Annotated in this window: 16 protein-coding genes; 10 read left to right on the plus strand and 6 right to left on the minus strand. The window is 67.3% G+C overall.

The genetic code is table 11. From position 1 onward, the window contains the following. The first annotated feature begins 204 nt into the window (after positions 1-204). The 8 genes from RKE40_RS03005 to RKE40_RS03040 all read left to right on the plus strand — a co-directional run bounded on the left by RKE40_RS03005 (position 205) and on the right by RKE40_RS03040 (position 9,179). Positions 205-2,790 (plus strand): beta strand repeat-containing protein, encoded by a 2,586-nt coding sequence (locus RKE40_RS03005; protein WP_316016764.1) that lies wholly within the window; start codon positions 205-207, stop codon positions 2,788-2,790. Then, positions 2,733-3,815 (plus strand): autotransporter family protein, encoded by a 1,083-nt coding sequence (locus RKE40_RS03010; RefSeq protein ID WP_316016943.1) that lies wholly within the window; start codon positions 2,733-2,735, stop codon positions 3,813-3,815. The genes RKE40_RS03005 and RKE40_RS03010 overlap by 58 nt, the downstream gene beginning before the upstream one ends. Before the next feature lie 173 nt (positions 3,816-3,988). Further along, on the plus strand, positions 3,989-4,900 hold the full coding sequence (locus RKE40_RS03015; RefSeq protein WP_316016765.1) for a DMT family transporter: 912 nt from the start codon (positions 3,989-3,991) through the stop codon (positions 4,898-4,900). Positions 4,901-5,079: 179 nt separating this feature from the next. After that, positions 5,080-6,213: an iron-containing alcohol dehydrogenase gene (locus RKE40_RS03020; protein ID WP_316016766.1), complete on the plus strand. Its 1,134-nt coding sequence runs from the start codon at positions 5,080-5,082 to the stop codon at positions 6,211-6,213. Between the two features lie 130 nt (positions 6,214-6,343). Further along, positions 6,344-6,847: a hypothetical protein gene (locus tag RKE40_RS03025; protein WP_316016767.1), complete on the plus strand. Its 504-nt coding sequence runs from the start codon at positions 6,344-6,346 to the stop codon at positions 6,845-6,847. Between the two features lie 9 nt (positions 6,848-6,856). Next, positions 6,857-7,537 (plus strand): ribonuclease T2, encoded by a 681-nt coding sequence (locus RKE40_RS03030; RefSeq protein ID WP_316016768.1) that lies wholly within the window; start codon positions 6,857-6,859, stop codon positions 7,535-7,537. A 149-nt stretch (positions 7,538-7,686) separates the two neighbouring features. Continuing rightward, positions 7,687-8,538 (plus strand): 23S rRNA (adenine(2030)-N(6))-methyltransferase RlmJ, encoded by an 852-nt coding sequence (locus tag RKE40_RS03035; protein ID WP_316016769.1) that lies wholly within the window; start codon positions 7,687-7,689, stop codon positions 8,536-8,538. A 35-nt stretch (positions 8,539-8,573) separates the two neighbouring features. Then, the gene (locus tag RKE40_RS03040) at positions 8,574-9,179 is read left to right on the plus strand and encodes a glutathione S-transferase (RefSeq protein WP_316016770.1); all 606 of its coding nucleotides are present in this window, start codon (positions 8,574-8,576) and stop codon (positions 9,177-9,179) included. A gap of 211 nt (positions 9,180-9,390) precedes the next feature. On the opposite strand, the gene RKE40_RS03045 is transcribed toward RKE40_RS03040, so the two are convergent. Further along, a complete protein-coding gene (locus RKE40_RS03045; RefSeq protein ID WP_316016771.1) occupies positions 9,391-10,041 on the minus strand; it encodes an outer membrane protein in 651 nt (216 codons plus the stop codon). Between the two features lie 398 nt (positions 10,042-10,439). On the opposite strand from RKE40_RS03045, the gene RKE40_RS03050 reads away from it, so the two are divergent. Together RKE40_RS03050 and RKE40_RS03055 are read left to right on the plus strand one after the other, a co-directional pair. After that, positions 10,440-11,237 carry a glycosyltransferase family 2 protein gene (locus RKE40_RS03050; protein ID WP_316016772.1) on the plus strand — a complete coding sequence of 266 codons (798 nt, stop codon included), beginning with the start codon at positions 10,440-10,442 and terminating at the stop codon, positions 11,235-11,237. Next, entirely contained in the window at positions 11,227-11,976 is a 750-nt protein-coding gene (locus tag RKE40_RS03055; protein WP_316016773.1) for an SDR family oxidoreductase, read from the plus strand. The genes RKE40_RS03050 and RKE40_RS03055 overlap by 11 nt, the downstream gene beginning before the upstream one ends. Positions 11,977-11,989: 13 nt before the next feature. Here the strand turns inward: RKE40_RS03055 and RKE40_RS03060 are convergent, their stop codons facing one another. The 5 genes from RKE40_RS03060 to lgt all read right to left on the minus strand — a co-directional run bounded on the left by RKE40_RS03060 (position 11,990) and on the right by lgt (position 15,887). Next, complete coding sequence (locus RKE40_RS03060; protein ID WP_316016774.1) at positions 11,990-12,619, minus strand: 2-hydroxychromene-2-carboxylate isomerase; 630 nt, start codon at positions 12,617-12,619, stop codon at positions 11,990-11,992. A gap of 155 nt (positions 12,620-12,774) precedes the next feature. Further along, positions 12,775-13,059, minus strand: coding sequence for a hypothetical protein (locus RKE40_RS03065; protein WP_316016775.1), 285 nt, complete (start codon positions 13,057-13,059; stop codon positions 12,775-12,777). A gap of 100 nt (positions 13,060-13,159) precedes the next feature. Beyond that, a complete protein-coding gene (gene pgeF / locus RKE40_RS03070; RefSeq protein WP_316016776.1) occupies positions 13,160-13,924 on the minus strand; it encodes a peptidoglycan editing factor PgeF in 765 nt (254 codons plus the stop codon). Between the two features lie 17 nt (positions 13,925-13,941). Next, entirely contained in the window at positions 13,942-15,048 is a 1,107-nt protein-coding gene (locus tag RKE40_RS03075) for a class I SAM-dependent methyltransferase (RefSeq protein WP_316016777.1), read from the minus strand. Continuing rightward, positions 15,045-15,887: a prolipoprotein diacylglyceryl transferase gene (gene lgt, locus RKE40_RS03080; RefSeq protein WP_316016778.1), complete on the minus strand. Its 843-nt coding sequence runs from the start codon at positions 15,885-15,887 to the stop codon at positions 15,045-15,047. The genes RKE40_RS03075 and lgt overlap by 4 nt, the downstream gene beginning before the upstream one ends.

Consider the following 15,887-nt stretch of genomic DNA (forward strand, 5'->3'; position numbering starts at 1 on the left):
GACAGCGTCTGGATTCGCCTTGCTCTTCCCGCGGCCTACCGTTGAGACGAGTAGACTAGGCCTAGCGTATACGCAGACATCGTAGAAAACTCTGGCGAAACTTGGCGGACAACGCCGAGTTGCTGGACTATTCACGCGGCCTGCCTTCTCACACAGCCAGCCTCCGCACCTGCTTCATCAGCCGGCACGACAACGAGAGCTCCCTTGCTGCACACAGGCATCGGCATCCGAAAGAGCCTCTATGGCGCTTCAATCCTGGCGCTGTTCGTGGCCCTCCCTGCGCTGTCCCAGACGATCGACGGCGGAATGGTGGTCACGGTTCCGGGCAGTCAGAGTTCGCCTTGGAATATTGCCGGGGCACTCACTGTCGGCAACCTCAGCACCGGCACGCTGCATATCGGGGCCGGCGGCATCGTCTCGAATGGATCGGGCTTCATCGGCCGCCAGACCACCGGCATAGGCACCGCTACCGTCAGCGGCACCGGCGCGCAATGGAACAACAGCGCCGGCATCTCTGTCGGCTTCTCCGGCTCCGGGGCGCTGAGCATAACCAATGGCGGGCATGTCTCGAGCACGACGAACAGCTATGTCGGCGTCGCTCTCAACAGCACCGGCTCGGTGACGGTGAGCGGCGCCGGATCGCAATGGACGACCACCGGCTTCCTGCGCGTGGGGCAAACCGGCGCCGGCACGCTGAACATCGCGGATAGTGGCAGGGTCTCGACCGGACAGGGCTTCATTGGCTACGACAGCACCGGCAGTGGTATCGTCAACGTCAGCGGGACCGGCTCGCAACTGGTCGCCACGAGCGATCTGACGGTCGGCTTCATCGGAAACGGCCAGCTGAACATCACGACTGGCGGCGTCGTTTCCAGCGCGATCGGGACCGTCGGCACTAATGCGGGGGCGAACGGGGCGGTCAAGGTCGATGGCGCCGGGTCGGCCTGGAACAATTCCGGTGCCCTGACGATCGGCAATACGGGCACCGGCTCGCTGACGATCTCGAACAGCGGCGTCGTCAGCGCTGCGAGCGCAACGGTCGCAGCCAACAGCGGATCTCAAGGCGCCATCAATATCGGCGCTGCGGCGACAGACGCAGCGGCTGCTCCCGGAACATTGACGCTCAGCGGAGCAGGCCCGAACCTGACGCTCGGAACGGCGGGCGTACTGGTTTTCAATCACACCGACCTGAGCGGCACATATCAGTTTGCGCCGGGCGCAACCGGAGCAGGCAGGGTCGATGCTCGTGCCGGCGCGACGACCCTGATCGCGACGAACACCTATACCGGTGGCACCACCATTCATCCCGCCGCGACGCTCCAGCTCGGAAACGGTGGCACCTCCGGCTCGATCCTCGGGAACGTGGCGAACAACGGGACACTGATCTTCAACCGCTCGGACAGCGTGACCTTCCCCGGCCTGATCTCCGGCACCGGCCAGGTCAATCAGGTCGGAGCGGGCACCACGATCCTGACCGCCAACAACACCTATTCCGGCGGCACCACGATCACGGCCGGCACCCTCCAGCTCGGAAACGGCGGCACCACGGGCGCGATCCTCGGGAACGTGACCAACAATGGAACGTTGGCCTTCAACCGCTCGGACAGCGTGACCTTCCCCGGCCTTATCTCCGGCACCGGCCAGGTCAATCAGATCGGCACAGGAACGACGATCCTCACCGCCAACAACACCTATTCCGGCGGCACGGCGATCGCGACCGGCACCCTCCAGCTCGGCAACGGCGGCACCTCCGGCGCGATCCTCGGCAATGTGACCAACAATGGCACGCTGGCCTTCAACCGCTCGGACAGCGTGACTTTCCCCGGCCTGATCTCCGGCACCGGCCAGCTCAATCAGATCGGCACAGGCGTCACGATCCTCACCGCCGACAACACCTATTCCGGCGGCACGACGATCGCGGCCGGCACGCTCCAGCTCGGCAACGGCGGCACCTCCGGCGCGATCCTTGGGAACGTAACCAATAACGGCACACTGAGCTTCAACCGCTCGGACACCGTGACCTTCGCGGGGGCCATCTCGGGCACCGGCATCGTGAACCAGAATGGTAGTGGCACCATGATCTTCATCAGTGCCGCCAACACCTATAGCGGCGCGACCAACGTCAATTCCGGCGTGCTGAGCGCAGGGAACGTCAATACTCTCAGCCCGAATTCCGCGGTTTCCGTAGCAAGCACCGGCGTGCTTGCCCTGAACGGGAACAGCCAGACCGTCGCAGGCGTCACCAATGCCGGTCTGATCAATATGGGCACCGGCACGCCCCCCGGTACGACGTTGACGACCCCCAACTATGGAGGCCTCGGCGGCACCCTCGCGATCAACACCTATCTGGCGGGCGATGGCGCCGCATCCGACAGACTTGTCGTCAACGGCGGCACGGCGAGCGGTTCATCGTTCCTGAGAGTCGCCAATGCCGGCGGCCCGGGCGCATTGACCACCGGCAACGGCATCGTCGTCGTGAATGCCATCAACGGCGCCACGACGACCTTCGGAGCCTTCGCGTTGGCCGGCCCGGTGGTGGCAGGGCCATACGAATACACGCTATTCCGTTCGAGCCGGGACGCCTCCAGCCCGCAGAGCTGGTATCTGCGTTCCGATCTGATCCCGATACCTGTTCCGCCGGGACCGGGCCCCGGCCCGGATCCGACCCCTACTCCCACGCCTACGCCTGATCCCGGGCCGGGCCCTCCCCCACGCCAACACCGTCCCCAGCGATCCCCAATTACCGCCAGGAGACCTCTCTCTACGCGGCGCTTCCGGCAATGCAGCTGATCTATGGCCGGACCTTGCTGGACAGCCTGCATGAGCGGGTCGGCGAATTGCGGCCGCAGGAGCCGCCGGCCTTGACCGAAGAGCGAACCATCTGGTGCGCGGATCCAGCCCGGAACAACCGCTGCACCACGGTCGTGCGCTTGCCGGATCGCGAGATCGCCGCCAGCCGCAGCTTCGCCTCTCTGGGCTGGGCACGCATCATCGCCACCCATGGCAACCGCGATGGCGGCCCGTGGGGCGTCTATCGCAACGGCCCCAATTTCGACTACGACCTTTACGGCCTGCAGGCGGGGCTCGATCTCTATCGCGGCATCAATGCCGACGGCTCGCGCGACCATGCCGGCATCTATGCTGCCATCGGGCGGATCGAGGGCGACGTCACCCATTTCAACGGCTTCCGAGCCGGCCGCAACACGATCGACGCCTATTCGATCGGTGGGTACTGGACCCATTTCGGCCCTTCGGGCTGGTACCTCGACGGCGTCCTCCAGGGCACCTGGTATGATGCCAAGGCCGACTCCCGCCGCGGCTTCTCGCTTAGCAAGGACAGTTTCGGCTTCGGCGCGTCGCTCGAAGGCGGTTATCCGATCGCGCTCGGGGGCGGCTGGATCATCGAGCCGCAGGCTCAGCTCGTCTACCAGACCCTCTCGAACGGCTCCGCATCCGACGGCGCGGCGCTGGTGCGCTTCTCCGACGGACAGTCGCTTGCCGGCCGGGTCGGCGCCCGCCTCGCCAAGGGCTGGGAACTCGAGGAACGGGCGGCAAGGCCTCGCATGCTGACGGCCTGGCTCAAGGCGAGCGTCTGGAACGAGTTCCTGGGCGAGCCGAAGGCCTCGTTCTCCTCCGCGACCGGGTTCATCCCGTTCGGTTCGGACCTCGGTGGAACCTGGGGCGAGGTGAAGGTCGGCATCGACGCGCAAACCTCCCGCAACACGGCGGTCTACGCATCCGCAGGCTACTCGGTCGGCTTCAATGGACGATCCCACGCCTATGATGGGCGCCTGGGTCTCAAGGTGACCTGGTAGGAAATCGCTCACTGGCTCGCGCTCGGTCCGCCATCTCCGAGCGACATCTGTCAGCGCGATACCGACGGCGATACGGCCTTGTGCGGGACGCGGCCTCCCCTTGCGTCGGGCGACTTGCCTCGGCGTCGGCAACGGGCGATGGAACCGGCTCCCGCCCTGCCCAAAAGATCGCCATGCCCAGCCGCAACACCACGCTCGCCGGTATCGCCATGATGCTGCTGGGCATCCTGCTGTTCTCGCTCAACGACGTGATGGGGAAATGGCTGGTCGCGACCTATACGGTCGGCCAGGTCCTGCTCCTGCGTTCGGCAGCCGCGCTCCTGGTGATCATCCCCTTCGTGGTGAAGCAGGGCGTAGGCCGCACGCTGCGCCCGGAGCGGCCCGGCCTGCAGCTGCTGCGCGTCACGCTCGGCTCCTGCGAAGTCGCGCTCTTCTATTGGGCAGTCTCCTATCTGCCTCTCGCCGACACGATGACGCTCTGGCTGGCCGCGCCGGTCTGGGCCGTGGTGCTGGCGGCGCTGCTCCTCGGCGAACGGGTCGATGCCGGCCGCTGGCTCGCGGTGGCCGCGGGCTTCGTCGGCGTCGCGATCGCGCTCAACCCCTCCGGGCAGAGCCTGTCGCTGCCGGCGATCATTGCGCTGGTCGGCAGCTTCTCGTTTGCCGCGATGATGATTACCGGCCGGCAATTGCGCGGCACGCCCGACGTCACCCTGGTCTTCTGGCAGACTCTCGGCGCGCTGGTGATGGGCCTCGTGCTGCTGCCTACCGGCTGGGTGACACCGACCCTCGCCGATCTCGGCCTGCTCGGCCTGCTCGGCATCATCGCCATGGTCGCGCATCTGTGCGTCACGCGCTCGCTGAAGCTCGCCGAGGCCTCGGTCGTCGTGCCCTACCAGTACACGCTGATCGTCTGGGCGCTGGTGTTCGGCTGGTTCGTCTTCGGCGACTGGCCGACGCCGACCATGCTGTTCGGCGCCGCCCTCATCATCGCCGCCGGCCTCGCTTTGCTCGTGCTCGAAAGGCGGGCCGGAAACGCGCTGTCCGAGGCAGCCGCCAAGGACCGCGTCACGATCGAACAGAACTGAGCGCGCTCCCCATCGGCGGTCGCTAGCAGCCCGCTGCCGGTTCGGCCGTCCGGCGATCGTCCCGCTCCCTGCCGGGGTGTCCTGCGTCGAGGTCGGGGCTGCGGGGCTGGTATCGTCGGCGCGGACGCGCGACAAGTCTCCGGCCCGGCCGCAGAGCCGGGCGCAGGCGAGGAACGATGATGGCGACGATCTCCTATCTGACGACGGTGCAGTTCGGCTTCGGCGAATTGAAGGCGGTTGCCGACGGCCTCGCCCAGTTCGGCATCTCCCGTCCGCTGATCGTCACCGACCGCGGCCTCGCGGCCACCGATCTGATCGGGCGCCTGCGCGCCGTCTCGCCTGTCCTCGGCAATGCCGCGCTTTTCGCGGAGACCCCAACCAACCCGACCGAGGAAGCCGTCCTTGCCGCGCTCGCCGTCTATCGCGAGCATGATTGCGACGGGCTTATCGCTATCGGCGGCGGTTCGCCGATCGATCTCGCCAAGGGCGTCGCACTGCTCGCCGGCCATGACGGTCCGCTCGAAACCTATGCCGCGATCCTCGGCGGCATCCCGAAGATCACCGCCAAGGTCGCGCCGGTCATCGCCATCCCGACCACGGCCGGCACCGGCAGCGAGGTCGGCCGCGCTGCCCTGATCACGCTGGACGACGGCCGCAAGCTCGGCTTCATCTCGCCCCACCTGATCCCGAAGCTCGCTATCTGCGATCCCGAGCTGACGCTCGGCCTGCCGGCCTGGCTCACCGCCGCGACCGGCATGGACGCGATCACCCATTGCATCGAGACCTATCTCAGCCCGCGCGACAACCCGGTCGCCGAGGCGATCGCGCTGGACGGGTTGAAGCGCGCGGTCGGCCATATCGAACGCGCCGTCGTCGACGGCTCCGACCGCGAGGCACGCAAGGAAATGCTGATGGCGGCCCTGCAGGGCGGCCTCACCTTCCAGAAGGGGCTCGGCGCCGTGCACGCCCTCTCCCACCCGCTCGGCGGGTTGAAGCAGGTCTCGCTGCATCACGGCACGCTGAACGCCGTGCTGTTGCCTGCCGTACTGCGTTTCAACGAGCCCTCGGCCAAGGGCAAGTACGCCGAGATTCGTCGTACACTCGGCCTCTCCGCCGATGCCGATCTCGCCGAATGGATCGCCGGTCTCACCGCAAGGCTCGGCATGCCGGCCTCGCTCTCGGCGATGGGCGTGCCGCGCGAGGTCCTGCCCGCCATCGCCGAGGCCGCGGTGAAGGATCATTCCAGCGCAAGCAATCCGCGCGCCGCCAGCGCCGCGGACTATGAGACCATGCTGGAAGAGTCCTTCGGCTGACCGGAAAGCGCGATAGGAAAGTCACAATCCGCGACGGTTTGCGCCCGAAACGCAACCGTCGCCTTGACCGGAACGGGGCTCGTCGCCATCGTAGCGCAACGGATTCAGTCCCTTTTTCCGAAGGCCGCCCATGCGCCGCGTTTCGCTCCTCTCGGCCCTTGCCGCCACGCTCTGCCTCGCTGCCCTGCCGGCGCAGGCAGGAGGTGAAGTCTATGGCGACCCGGCCTATCGCTCGGGCGGCCGCTATGTCGACCCGGCCGACCGCGCCGAAGAGCGCATCATCCCGATGTACGGCAACCTGCCAGCCTGCGAGGACCCGGCGGTGCTGGGCGAGATCACAAGCTGGTTCAATTCGCGCGAAGCCAAGTTCTGGGGGCCGCTGCGGGTTGTCAGCTTCGACCATGTCCGGCCGATCGCCTGGCGCCCCTGGGGTGCGGACTTCATCCCGCGCCGATTCTGCACCGCGCGCGTCATGACCAATGACGGCGTCCTGCGCCGGGTCGACTACTCCGTGCGTGAGAACCTCGGCCTGTTCGGCTGGACCTGGAACGTCAACTGGTGCGTCGACGGGCTCGACCGTCACCGCTCCTACGCCCCCGGCTGCCAGATGGCGCGCCCCGGCCCCGAGCGGTAACATCGGCGCATGAAGCTTTCACGCGCCTGGCTGTCATCGCTGGCGCTGCTCGGTCTTGTTGCCTTCGGCGCTCCGGCGCAGGCGCAGGCGCAGCATAGCCGTGGCGGTGCGCCCGGCGATTTCGATTTCTATGTGCTCGCCCTCTCCTGGTCGCCGGGCTTTTGCGAGTTGGAGGATGGCGGCCGCGGGCGGGCGCGCGAGCAATGCGCGCCCGGCGCCAATCTCGGCTTCGTCGTGCACGGGCTCTGGCCGCAGAACGAGCGCGGCTATCCGACCGATTGCGGCCCGTCCGGGCGCAGCCCTTCACGAATGGCGATGTCGGAAGCCGAGGGGCTGTTCCCATCCGAGGGGCTCGCCCGCTATCAATGGCGCAAGCACGGCACCTGCACCGGCTCGAGCCCGAGCGACTATTTCGCCGATGTTCGCCGCGCCCGCGAGAAGATCGTGATCCCGCCTCCCCTGCGCGACAGCGGCCGCGAGCAGATCTGGACGCCGATGGATCTCGAACGCGCCTTCGTTGCCGCCAATCCCGGGCTGCGCACCGACATGATGTCGGTCGCCTGCCGCCGCGGCGTGCTCCAGGAAGTGCGGATCTGCTTCACCCGGGACCTGCGGAGCTTCCGCACCTGCCAGGAAGTCGACCGCTCCGGCTGCCGGGCGCCGGACTTCAAGGTCAACGCCAGTCCCTGAGCCCCAGCTGCCACGGCCGATATCAGCCGGAGCGAGATCGGGCCCGGGCATGCTCAAGCAGAGCCGTCAGCGGTCAGCTTGAAGAAAATCCGATAAAACAAGGGATTAGAGCATTTCCGCGTTTCAAGGAAATGCTCTAAGACCGCTGCATGAACTACCGTCACGGCTTTCACGCCGGCAACTTCGCCGACATCCTGAAGCACGTCATGCTGATGCGTATCCTCACGCATCTCAACGGCAAGGATAAGCCTTATCGCATCATCGATACCCACGCCGGCGCCGGGCGTTACGATCTCGGCTCGGACGAGGCCCTGCGCACACATGAATGGCGCGACGGCGTGGCACGGCTCGACCAGTCCCTTCTCGCCCCGGCGGTGGAGGAACTGCTCGCCCCCTGGCGCAAGGCAGTGGCGGCCGCTCGAGCTCTCTACGGTGCCGACGCCTATCCCGGCTCGCCTTGGCTCTGCCGTCAGGCGATGCGCGCCGACGATCGCTTGATCGCCGCCGAGCTGCACGAGAACACCTACCGCAAGCTGGTCCAGGCAATCGGAAGCGACTCGCGTTGCAAGGCGCTGGCCATCGACGGCTGGGTCGCCCTCGGCGCCAATGTGCCGCCAAAGGAACGGCGCGGCCTGGTTCTGATCGATCCGCCTTTCGAGGAGAAGGACGAGTTCGCGACGCTCGCCGACGCCTTCGTCGCCGCCTGGCGTAAATGGCCAACCGGCACCTACGCGCTCTGGTATCCGATCAAGGATCGGCGCGCCGTGGATGGCCTTGTATCGGCAATTTCGAACGCCGGCATTGGCCGCCTGCTCAGGCTCGAGATCGATGTCGACCGCCCTGAAGCAGCGGGAGGTCTCGGCGCGACCGGGCTGCTGGTCGTCAATCCGCCCTGGCTGCTGGCGCAGGAAGCGGAAATCCTGCTGCCGGCGCTGTGCGAGCGCCTCGCGCAAGGCCCGCGGCCGCGCTATCGATGCGAGGCGATCCGCCCCGACGGCTGATCGTTCCGATTCGCAGCGAGCACGAGAGCCTTGCCATGCTGACCTTGCGTTCCTCCCCCGCCTCGCCCTTTGGCCGCAAGGTCAAGATTTCCATGATCGAGCTCGGTCTCACGGACAAGATCGAGATCGTGGTGGCCGACACCACCAACCCCGCCGACCCTCTGCGTAGGCAGAACCCGCTCGGCAAGATCCCGACCCTTGTCCTCGAGGACGGGTCGAGCCTGTTCGATTCGCGGGTCATCGTCGACTATCTCGACCATCTTGCCGGCGGCTGGCGGATCATCCCGGCCGGCGCGGAACGCTTCGCGCAATTGCGGCTGCAGGCGCTCGCCGACGGCATCTGCGACGCAGCCTTGCTCCAGGTCTACGAAGTCCGCTTCAGGACGGCCGAGATGCGCCACGCCGGCTGGGTCGAGAACCAGCAGGGCAAGATCGACCGGGCGCTAGCTACGCTCGAAGCCGAGCCGCCGGCCTTTGCCGACCGCCCGCGAATCGGCGAAATCGCGCTTGCCTGCGCGCTCGGCTATCTCGACCTGCGCCATGAAGGCAAATGGCGCGCAGCGCATCCGCGTCTCGTCGCCTGGCTCGATGCCTTCGCTGCAAAGGTGCCGGCCTTCGAGGCGACACGCTTCAAGGGCTGACGGTAGCCTCACAGCCGGCCAGACGGTTCAGGGCGCTACGCCCCCGTCTATCCGATTGCAGTTCCGAACAAGGCCGCTCCTGAGGGGCGGCCTTTTGTGCAATGTCCGGGCAAGACAAGGCTGCGAAAAGCTTCACGGCGGCCAAGCTCCGGGCAAAGAAAAACCCGGTGGCCGAAGCCACCGGGTCTCGTTCCATCTCCGGGAGGAGAAATCAGAACTTGTAGCTGAGGCGGGCGCGGACGACCGAGAAGTCGGTGCCGACCTTGGTGCCGAAGCCAGCGATGTTCTTCTCGCCGAGGTCGACGTAGAGGTACTCGACGCCGCCGATCAGGTTGTTGGTGAAGGCGTACTCGACGCCCGCGCCGACAGCCCAGCCGCCGGTGTGGGTGCGGTCGGACGAGAAGGCCAGACCCGGGATCGAGGTCTTGACGTTGCCGTAGGCCCAACCACCGGTGACGTAGGGCAGGAACCGGTCGAAGGCGACGCCGACGCGAGCGCGGACGGTGCCGAAGTACTCGGTCTTGACGCTGTCACCGAAGACGTCGCGGCCGGTGCCGAGATCGGCGCCCTGGATGTCCGCTTCGAGGCCGACCACGAACTGGCCGATCTGGTAGTTGTAGCCGACCTGGCCACCGCCGACGAAGCCGTCGAGGTCGCCGATGTTGTTGGCCCAGCCGTTGAGGTTCACGTTACCCCAGCCGTAGCCGGCGTTGGCACCGACGTAGAAGCCGGTCCAGGTGAAGACCGGAACGTAGACCGGAGCAACGACCGGGCCCTTGCGGCTCGGCAGGTCGGCAGCGGAGGCAGCGCCGGCGGCGATGAGGCCAAGGGCCGCAACGCCCGAGAGCAGAAACTTCTTCATAGTATACTCCTTGGTGTCGTCACTGGGGCCGGCGCTGGACCGACGGTGATTTCGATATCCCCGTTATAGGGGTATTCGCTGGCCGTGTCTGTTGCTGCGAAAACACAACTGCTTGCCAGACCGCGGCGAAATTGCGGCAGAATGCGGAACCATAAAGGCATATTGATCAACTTCGGTTAGTGATTGTTAAGATAGCATGAATGGTGAATCAAACGGTAACGTATCGGCAGCCGCCAAATCTATGACTGGACGACGCGAACACATTAACGCCGCAATCTGAATTCGGTTCCCGCGCTCCTCGCAGGCCCACCTCTCGGGGCCCCGCCGGCCCGGCTGCTTGCAGGCTCCCTCGCCCCATGCTTTAGCCGACATTCCCGCCCGCCACCGAGACGTCTTGCGTGCCGCCTCTCTCGATTTTCATCATTGCCCGCGACGAAGCCGACCGGATCGGCCGGACCATCGCGGCGGTGCGCTCGCTGAGCGACGACATCGTGGTGGTCGATTCCGGCTCGACCGATGGCACGCAGGCCGTTGCCGCCGGATTCGGCGCGCGCGTCATCGAGAACCCCTGGCCGGGCTACGGCCAGCAGAAGCGCTTCGCCGAGGACCAGTGCCGCCATCGCTGGCTGCTCAATCTCGACGCGGACGAGGTTGCGCCTCCCGAGCTCGTGGACGAGATCGCCGCCCTGTTCGCCGCGGGGGAGCCCCCCGAGGAAGCCTACAAGCTGCGCATCGCCGAGATGTTCCCCGGCGAGGGCGCACCGCACCGCTTTGCCTACGCCCTGACGCCGGTTCGCCTTTATCGCAGCGACAAGGGGCGCTACTCGCCCTCCCCGGTGCATGACAGGGTCGAACTTCAGCCCGGAACCCGGGTCGGCCGGCTGAAGGGCACGATCCACCACTATTCCGTGCGTTCGCTCGGCGAGCAGATCGCCAAGCTCAATTCCTATAGCGACGCCCAGGCCGACGACCTCGATCAGCGCGGCGCGACGCTCTCGGCCTTGCGGCTGGCGCTGGAGTTCCCCGGCAATTTCTTCAAGGCCTATATCGGCCGCCGTCACGCGCTGCGCGGTGTCTACGGCTTCATGACGGCCATGAACTACGCATTCTATCGCTATCTGCGCGTCGCCAAGCACTGGGAGCGCCGGCTCCAGCGCCGCGGCGAACGCCGTGAGGGAGATCATGATGGCCGCTGAAGTCGCACTCGTCACCGGTGGGGCGCGACGCATCGGCCGCGCCATTGTCGAGCGCCTGGCGGAAGCGGGCTATGCGGTCGTGATTCACTGCAATCAGTCCCGCAGCGAGGCCGAGGAGCTCGCCGCGCAGATTCGCGAAAAGGGCGGCCAGGCGGCCGTCGTCACGGCCGATCTGGCCGACGCCGCCTCCACCGACGGCCTGCCGGCGGCAGCGGAGGCGCCGTTCGGCCCGGTGACACTGCTGGTCAACAACGCTTCGAGCTTCCTCGTCGACGATGTCCGCTCCCTCGAGGTGCTGCGCTGGAACCGGCAGTTCTCGACCAACCTGCGCGCGCCCTCTGTCCTCGCCGGGGCGATGGCCAACCGGCTTCCGGCTGATCGGAAAGGCGCGATCGTCAACATCATCGACCAGCGCGTCTGGAAGCTGACGCCGCAATACTATTCCTACACCCTGACCAAGGCGGCGCTGCTGGCGGCGACGACGACCATGGCGCAGTCGCTCGCCCCGCGCATCCGCGTCAACGCCGTCGGTCCCGGCCCGACCTTCGCCAATTCCCATGGCGGCGAAACCGCCCTCGCCACCGAGGCGGCTGGCACCGTGCTGAACCGCAAGGTCGAATCGCGCGAGATCGCCGACGCGGTGCTCTATCTCGCCCGTGCCGAAGCGATCACCGGGCAGATGATCGCGGTCGACGCCGGCCAGCACCTTTCCTGGCGCACGCCCGATATCGTCGATTGACGGCGCGGAGCGCTCAGGCCTTGGCCTCGGTGCTGTAGGACGCCCGGCCGCTCGCCAGCGCGTCATCGAGCAGCTCGAGCCGGTCCTGGCCCCAGAACACCTCGCCGCCGAGGACATAGCTCGGCGCGCCGAAGACGCCCGCCTTGACCGCCGCCTCGCTCGACGCGGCATAGCGCGCCGCCACCGCCTCCGATTCGGCCTGGCCGACCAGCGCCTCGCCGTCGAGCCCGGAAGCTTCGGCCAGCTCGATCACCAGCGCCCGCTGCGAGAGGTCCAGCTCCTGCGCCCAGACACCAGCCAGCACGCGCTCCATGAAAGCACCGGGGTCCTTGCCGGCGAGCGTCGCGGCGATCAACGCCCGATCCGCCAGCGCGATATCGAGCGGGAAATGGCGTGGGAACAGATTGAGAGGCTTGCCCCGCCGCTCCCGCCAGCGCTGCAGTTCGAGGATGCGGTAGCGCTGACGTACGGGGTGGCGCTTGGGCAGCGGCAGGCCGCCGGTCTCGTCGAAGACCAAACGCAGCGGCACCGGAAGATAGTTGACGGCGCAGCCATGGCGCGCGGCGATCGACAGGAAAAGCTCGTGCCCGAGATAGGTCCAGGGCGAAAGGAGGGAGAAGTAATAGTCGATCTGTCGCTGCATCGCCGGTCTCCACGCAAGGCGCGAGAGATTGCCCTCTAGCGATGCGCCGCGACAAGTCGTTCCGGCGCGAATGCTCATGCGCGTATCGCGTGAACGGGCTGAGCAGCAGCGTCCGAGCCTTCGGCGACGACGAGCGCTTTCCGGCTTTGCGCGCCTCAGGCGGCCTTGTTCTTCACCGCGCCGATGATCGCGGTCAGGATCGCGCCGCCGGCACCGCCGCTGATCAGGTTGGCGAGGATGCCGCCAATGCTGAGATTGCCGCCTGCCGCCGCCGCGGTGATCGCCGGCAGCACGATCGGAACCAGCTGGCCGAGCACGCCGCCGCCGACAAGACCAGCGATCGTGTTGCCGATGGTACCGAGATCGAAGGTCGGCGAAGCCTTGCCGGCCGCATTGCCGCCGATCACGCCGGCGACCAGGTTCATCAGGATCTGTTCCATGCGTCCCCCGCAGCCATGTTGATGGTGGATGACCGCGGAAGGATGACTCCGTCCCGTCCCGCAAGCAACAAAAGATGACGCAAGGGCAGGCTAGCGAGGATCAGCCCAGCGCGATCGCCGAGATCAGCCGGCCGTAATCGGCCTCCTGGCGATGGGTCGTGCGCCGATAGCTGTAGAATCTGGACTCGTCGCCATAGGTGCACAGAGCGAGATCGATGAAGCGGCCGATTCCCGCCTCCTGGGCGCGGTGGGCGATGAAGGCCGGCAGGTCGAACATCGCATGAGCCGGACGCTCGGAAGCGTGGAAGAAGCGCGAATAGGTCGCGTTCTCGGCCTTGAAGCGCTCGATGAACTCCGGCCCGACCTCATAGGCCGCGGCACTGATCGTCGGGCCGAGCACCGCGACGATGCGCTCGCGCCGCGCGCCGAGCTTCTCCATCGCCGTCACGGTCGCGCCGACGACGCCGCCGAAAGCACCCTTCCAGCCGGAGTGGGCCGCGCCGATGACCCCCGCCTCGCTGTCGGCGAACAGGATCGGCCCGCAATCGGCGCTGGAAACGCCGAGCGCGACGCCATGTGCGATCGTCACCATCGCGTCGGCCTTCGGGCGCTCCCCCGGCCAGGGACCGGTCACCACCGCCACGTCAGGCGAGTGCACCTGGTAGACGCTGACGAGCTTGTCGCGGTCGACGCCGAGATGGGCGGCCATGCGCGCCCGGTTCTCGGCGACATGAGCCTGGTCGTCCTGCGAGCCGACACCGCCGTTCAAAGAAGCGTAGATCCCGGTCGAGATTCCACCCTCGCGCGTGAAGAAGGCGTGCCGGATGCCGGTTTCGCCGGCGAGGTCGGGAGAGGTGATGAACATCGCTTTCCGGCTCCGATTCAGGGGGCGGCCTGCTCTGGCAGGCGATGAAGGTCAAATCCGGGCAGAAGCGGCAGGCGCGGGTCGGCCAGTGCCAGCACCTTGAAGAGCTGCCCCATATCGGTAGCGGTGCCGGCCTCGACCAGCCGGTTCGCGCCCGTCGCGAGCGTGTGCGCCTGCTCCGGCGTCGCCCGCCGCGACAGCGCTGCGACGCGCTGCTCCAGCCCCAGTGCCAGCAGAAAATCGCGCTGCGTTGCCGGGCCGTGCGCCGTCGCGCCGGCCGCCAACCCAGCCTGCGCCATGCGCGCGAAATCGACATGCACGGTCAGGTCGGCATCGCCGGGCTCGGCCAGCGGATCGACGAAGCCATGCCGACGCACCGCCTGGAGCGTATCGCCGAAGCCGGTCTGGGCCGCTCCGTAATCGATGAACAAGCCCGCGCCGCCGTCCGCCGCGACATGGCGCGCGACCGTCGCGACCGTCTCCAGCGCCGCAAGCGGCTGCTCCAGCACGGCGCCTTGCGGGGCTGCGCGCGCGATCTGCCTTTCGGGCTCGGCAGACAGGCCGAAGACGAAGCGCCCCTCGCCGTCGAGGCCGACCAGCCGTTCGCGCCAGCCTTCGGGCGTCAGCACGAACTGGTCGAGCGGCAGCGCATCGAGGAATTCGTTGGCGACGACGATCGCCGGGCCTTCGAGCGCCTGGTCGAGCCGCTCATGCCAGTGCGGCGCGACGCCGCTCGCCGCCGGCGTCGCCTTCTGCCGCTCGCGCAGCACCGGACTGGTTTCGACGAGATGGACAGTCAGTGCCTCGCGAAAGCCCGGCACGACCCTGCCCGCCCGCAGCATGTCCTGCATCAGCGTGCCACGTCCTGGTCCGAGCTCGACGAGGCGGAACGCCGCCGGCTCGCCCATCATCCGCCAGACCGTCGCGACCCAGAGCCCGACCAGTTCGCCGAAGATCTGGCTGATCTCCGGCGCCGTGGTGAAATCGCCCTCCGCGCCGAACGGGTCCTGCTTCATGTAGTAGCCATGGCTGGGATGGCCGAGGCAGAGCGCCATGTAGCGGGAGAGGCTGAGGGGTCCCTCGTCACGGATCAGCCGGGCGAGCTCCTGCGCCAGCGGCGTCACGATTGCGCCGGTCCCCGCCGGGCGCGCAGGACCAGGGCGAGCCCCGCCAGGAAGAGCGGGATCGACAGCAGCATGCCCATGGTCAGGCCGCCACCGGCACCGCTGCCCGTCCCGAACAGGAAGCCGAGCTGCGGATCGGGCTCGCGGAAGAATTCGGCGACGATGCGCGCCACTGCATAGCCCATGCCGAACACGCCGGCGACGAGGCCCGGCCTCTTGAACCCGCCAGCCCGCACGATGAGAGCGAGCAGGAGAAAGAGCACCAGCCCCTCGCCAAAGGCCTCGTAAAGCTGGCTGGGATGGCGTGGCACCGGCCCGGCATGGGGGAATACCATCGCCCAGGGCACGTCCGGCGCCGGCCGGCCCCAGAGCTCGGCATTGATGAAGTTGGCGATGCGGCCAAGGAACAGGCCGATCGGCACCACCGCGGCCGAGAGATCGAAGACGCTGAGCACCGGCACGCCGCGCCGGCGGGCGAAGAGGACGAGGCCGGTCGCGGCCCCGATCAGCCCGCCATGGAAGGACATCCCGCCTTGCCAGACTGCGATGATGTCCTGCGGCCGGGCGAGATAGCGTTCGAGATCGTAGAACAGGACGAAGCCGAGGCGCCCGCCGAGCACGACGCCGAGCGCGACGAAGAGCAGCATGTCGTCGAGCTGGTCGGCCCCGGGCCGAGCGCGACCACCCCACAGCCCGTCGGCCATCACCAGCTTGCGGGCATACCACCAGCCGCCGAGCAGCCCGGCGACATAGGCAAGTCCGTACCATTTGATCGCGAGCGGCCCGATCTGGAGCGCGACCGGATCGATCACCGGGAAGGGAAGGACGAAGACGGGCAT

Origin of the sequence: Allobosea rubneri (assembly GCF_032464875.1) — a bacterium.
GTDB classification, from domain to species: Bacteria; Pseudomonadota; Alphaproteobacteria; order Rhizobiales; family Beijerinckiaceae; genus Allobosea; species Allobosea rubneri.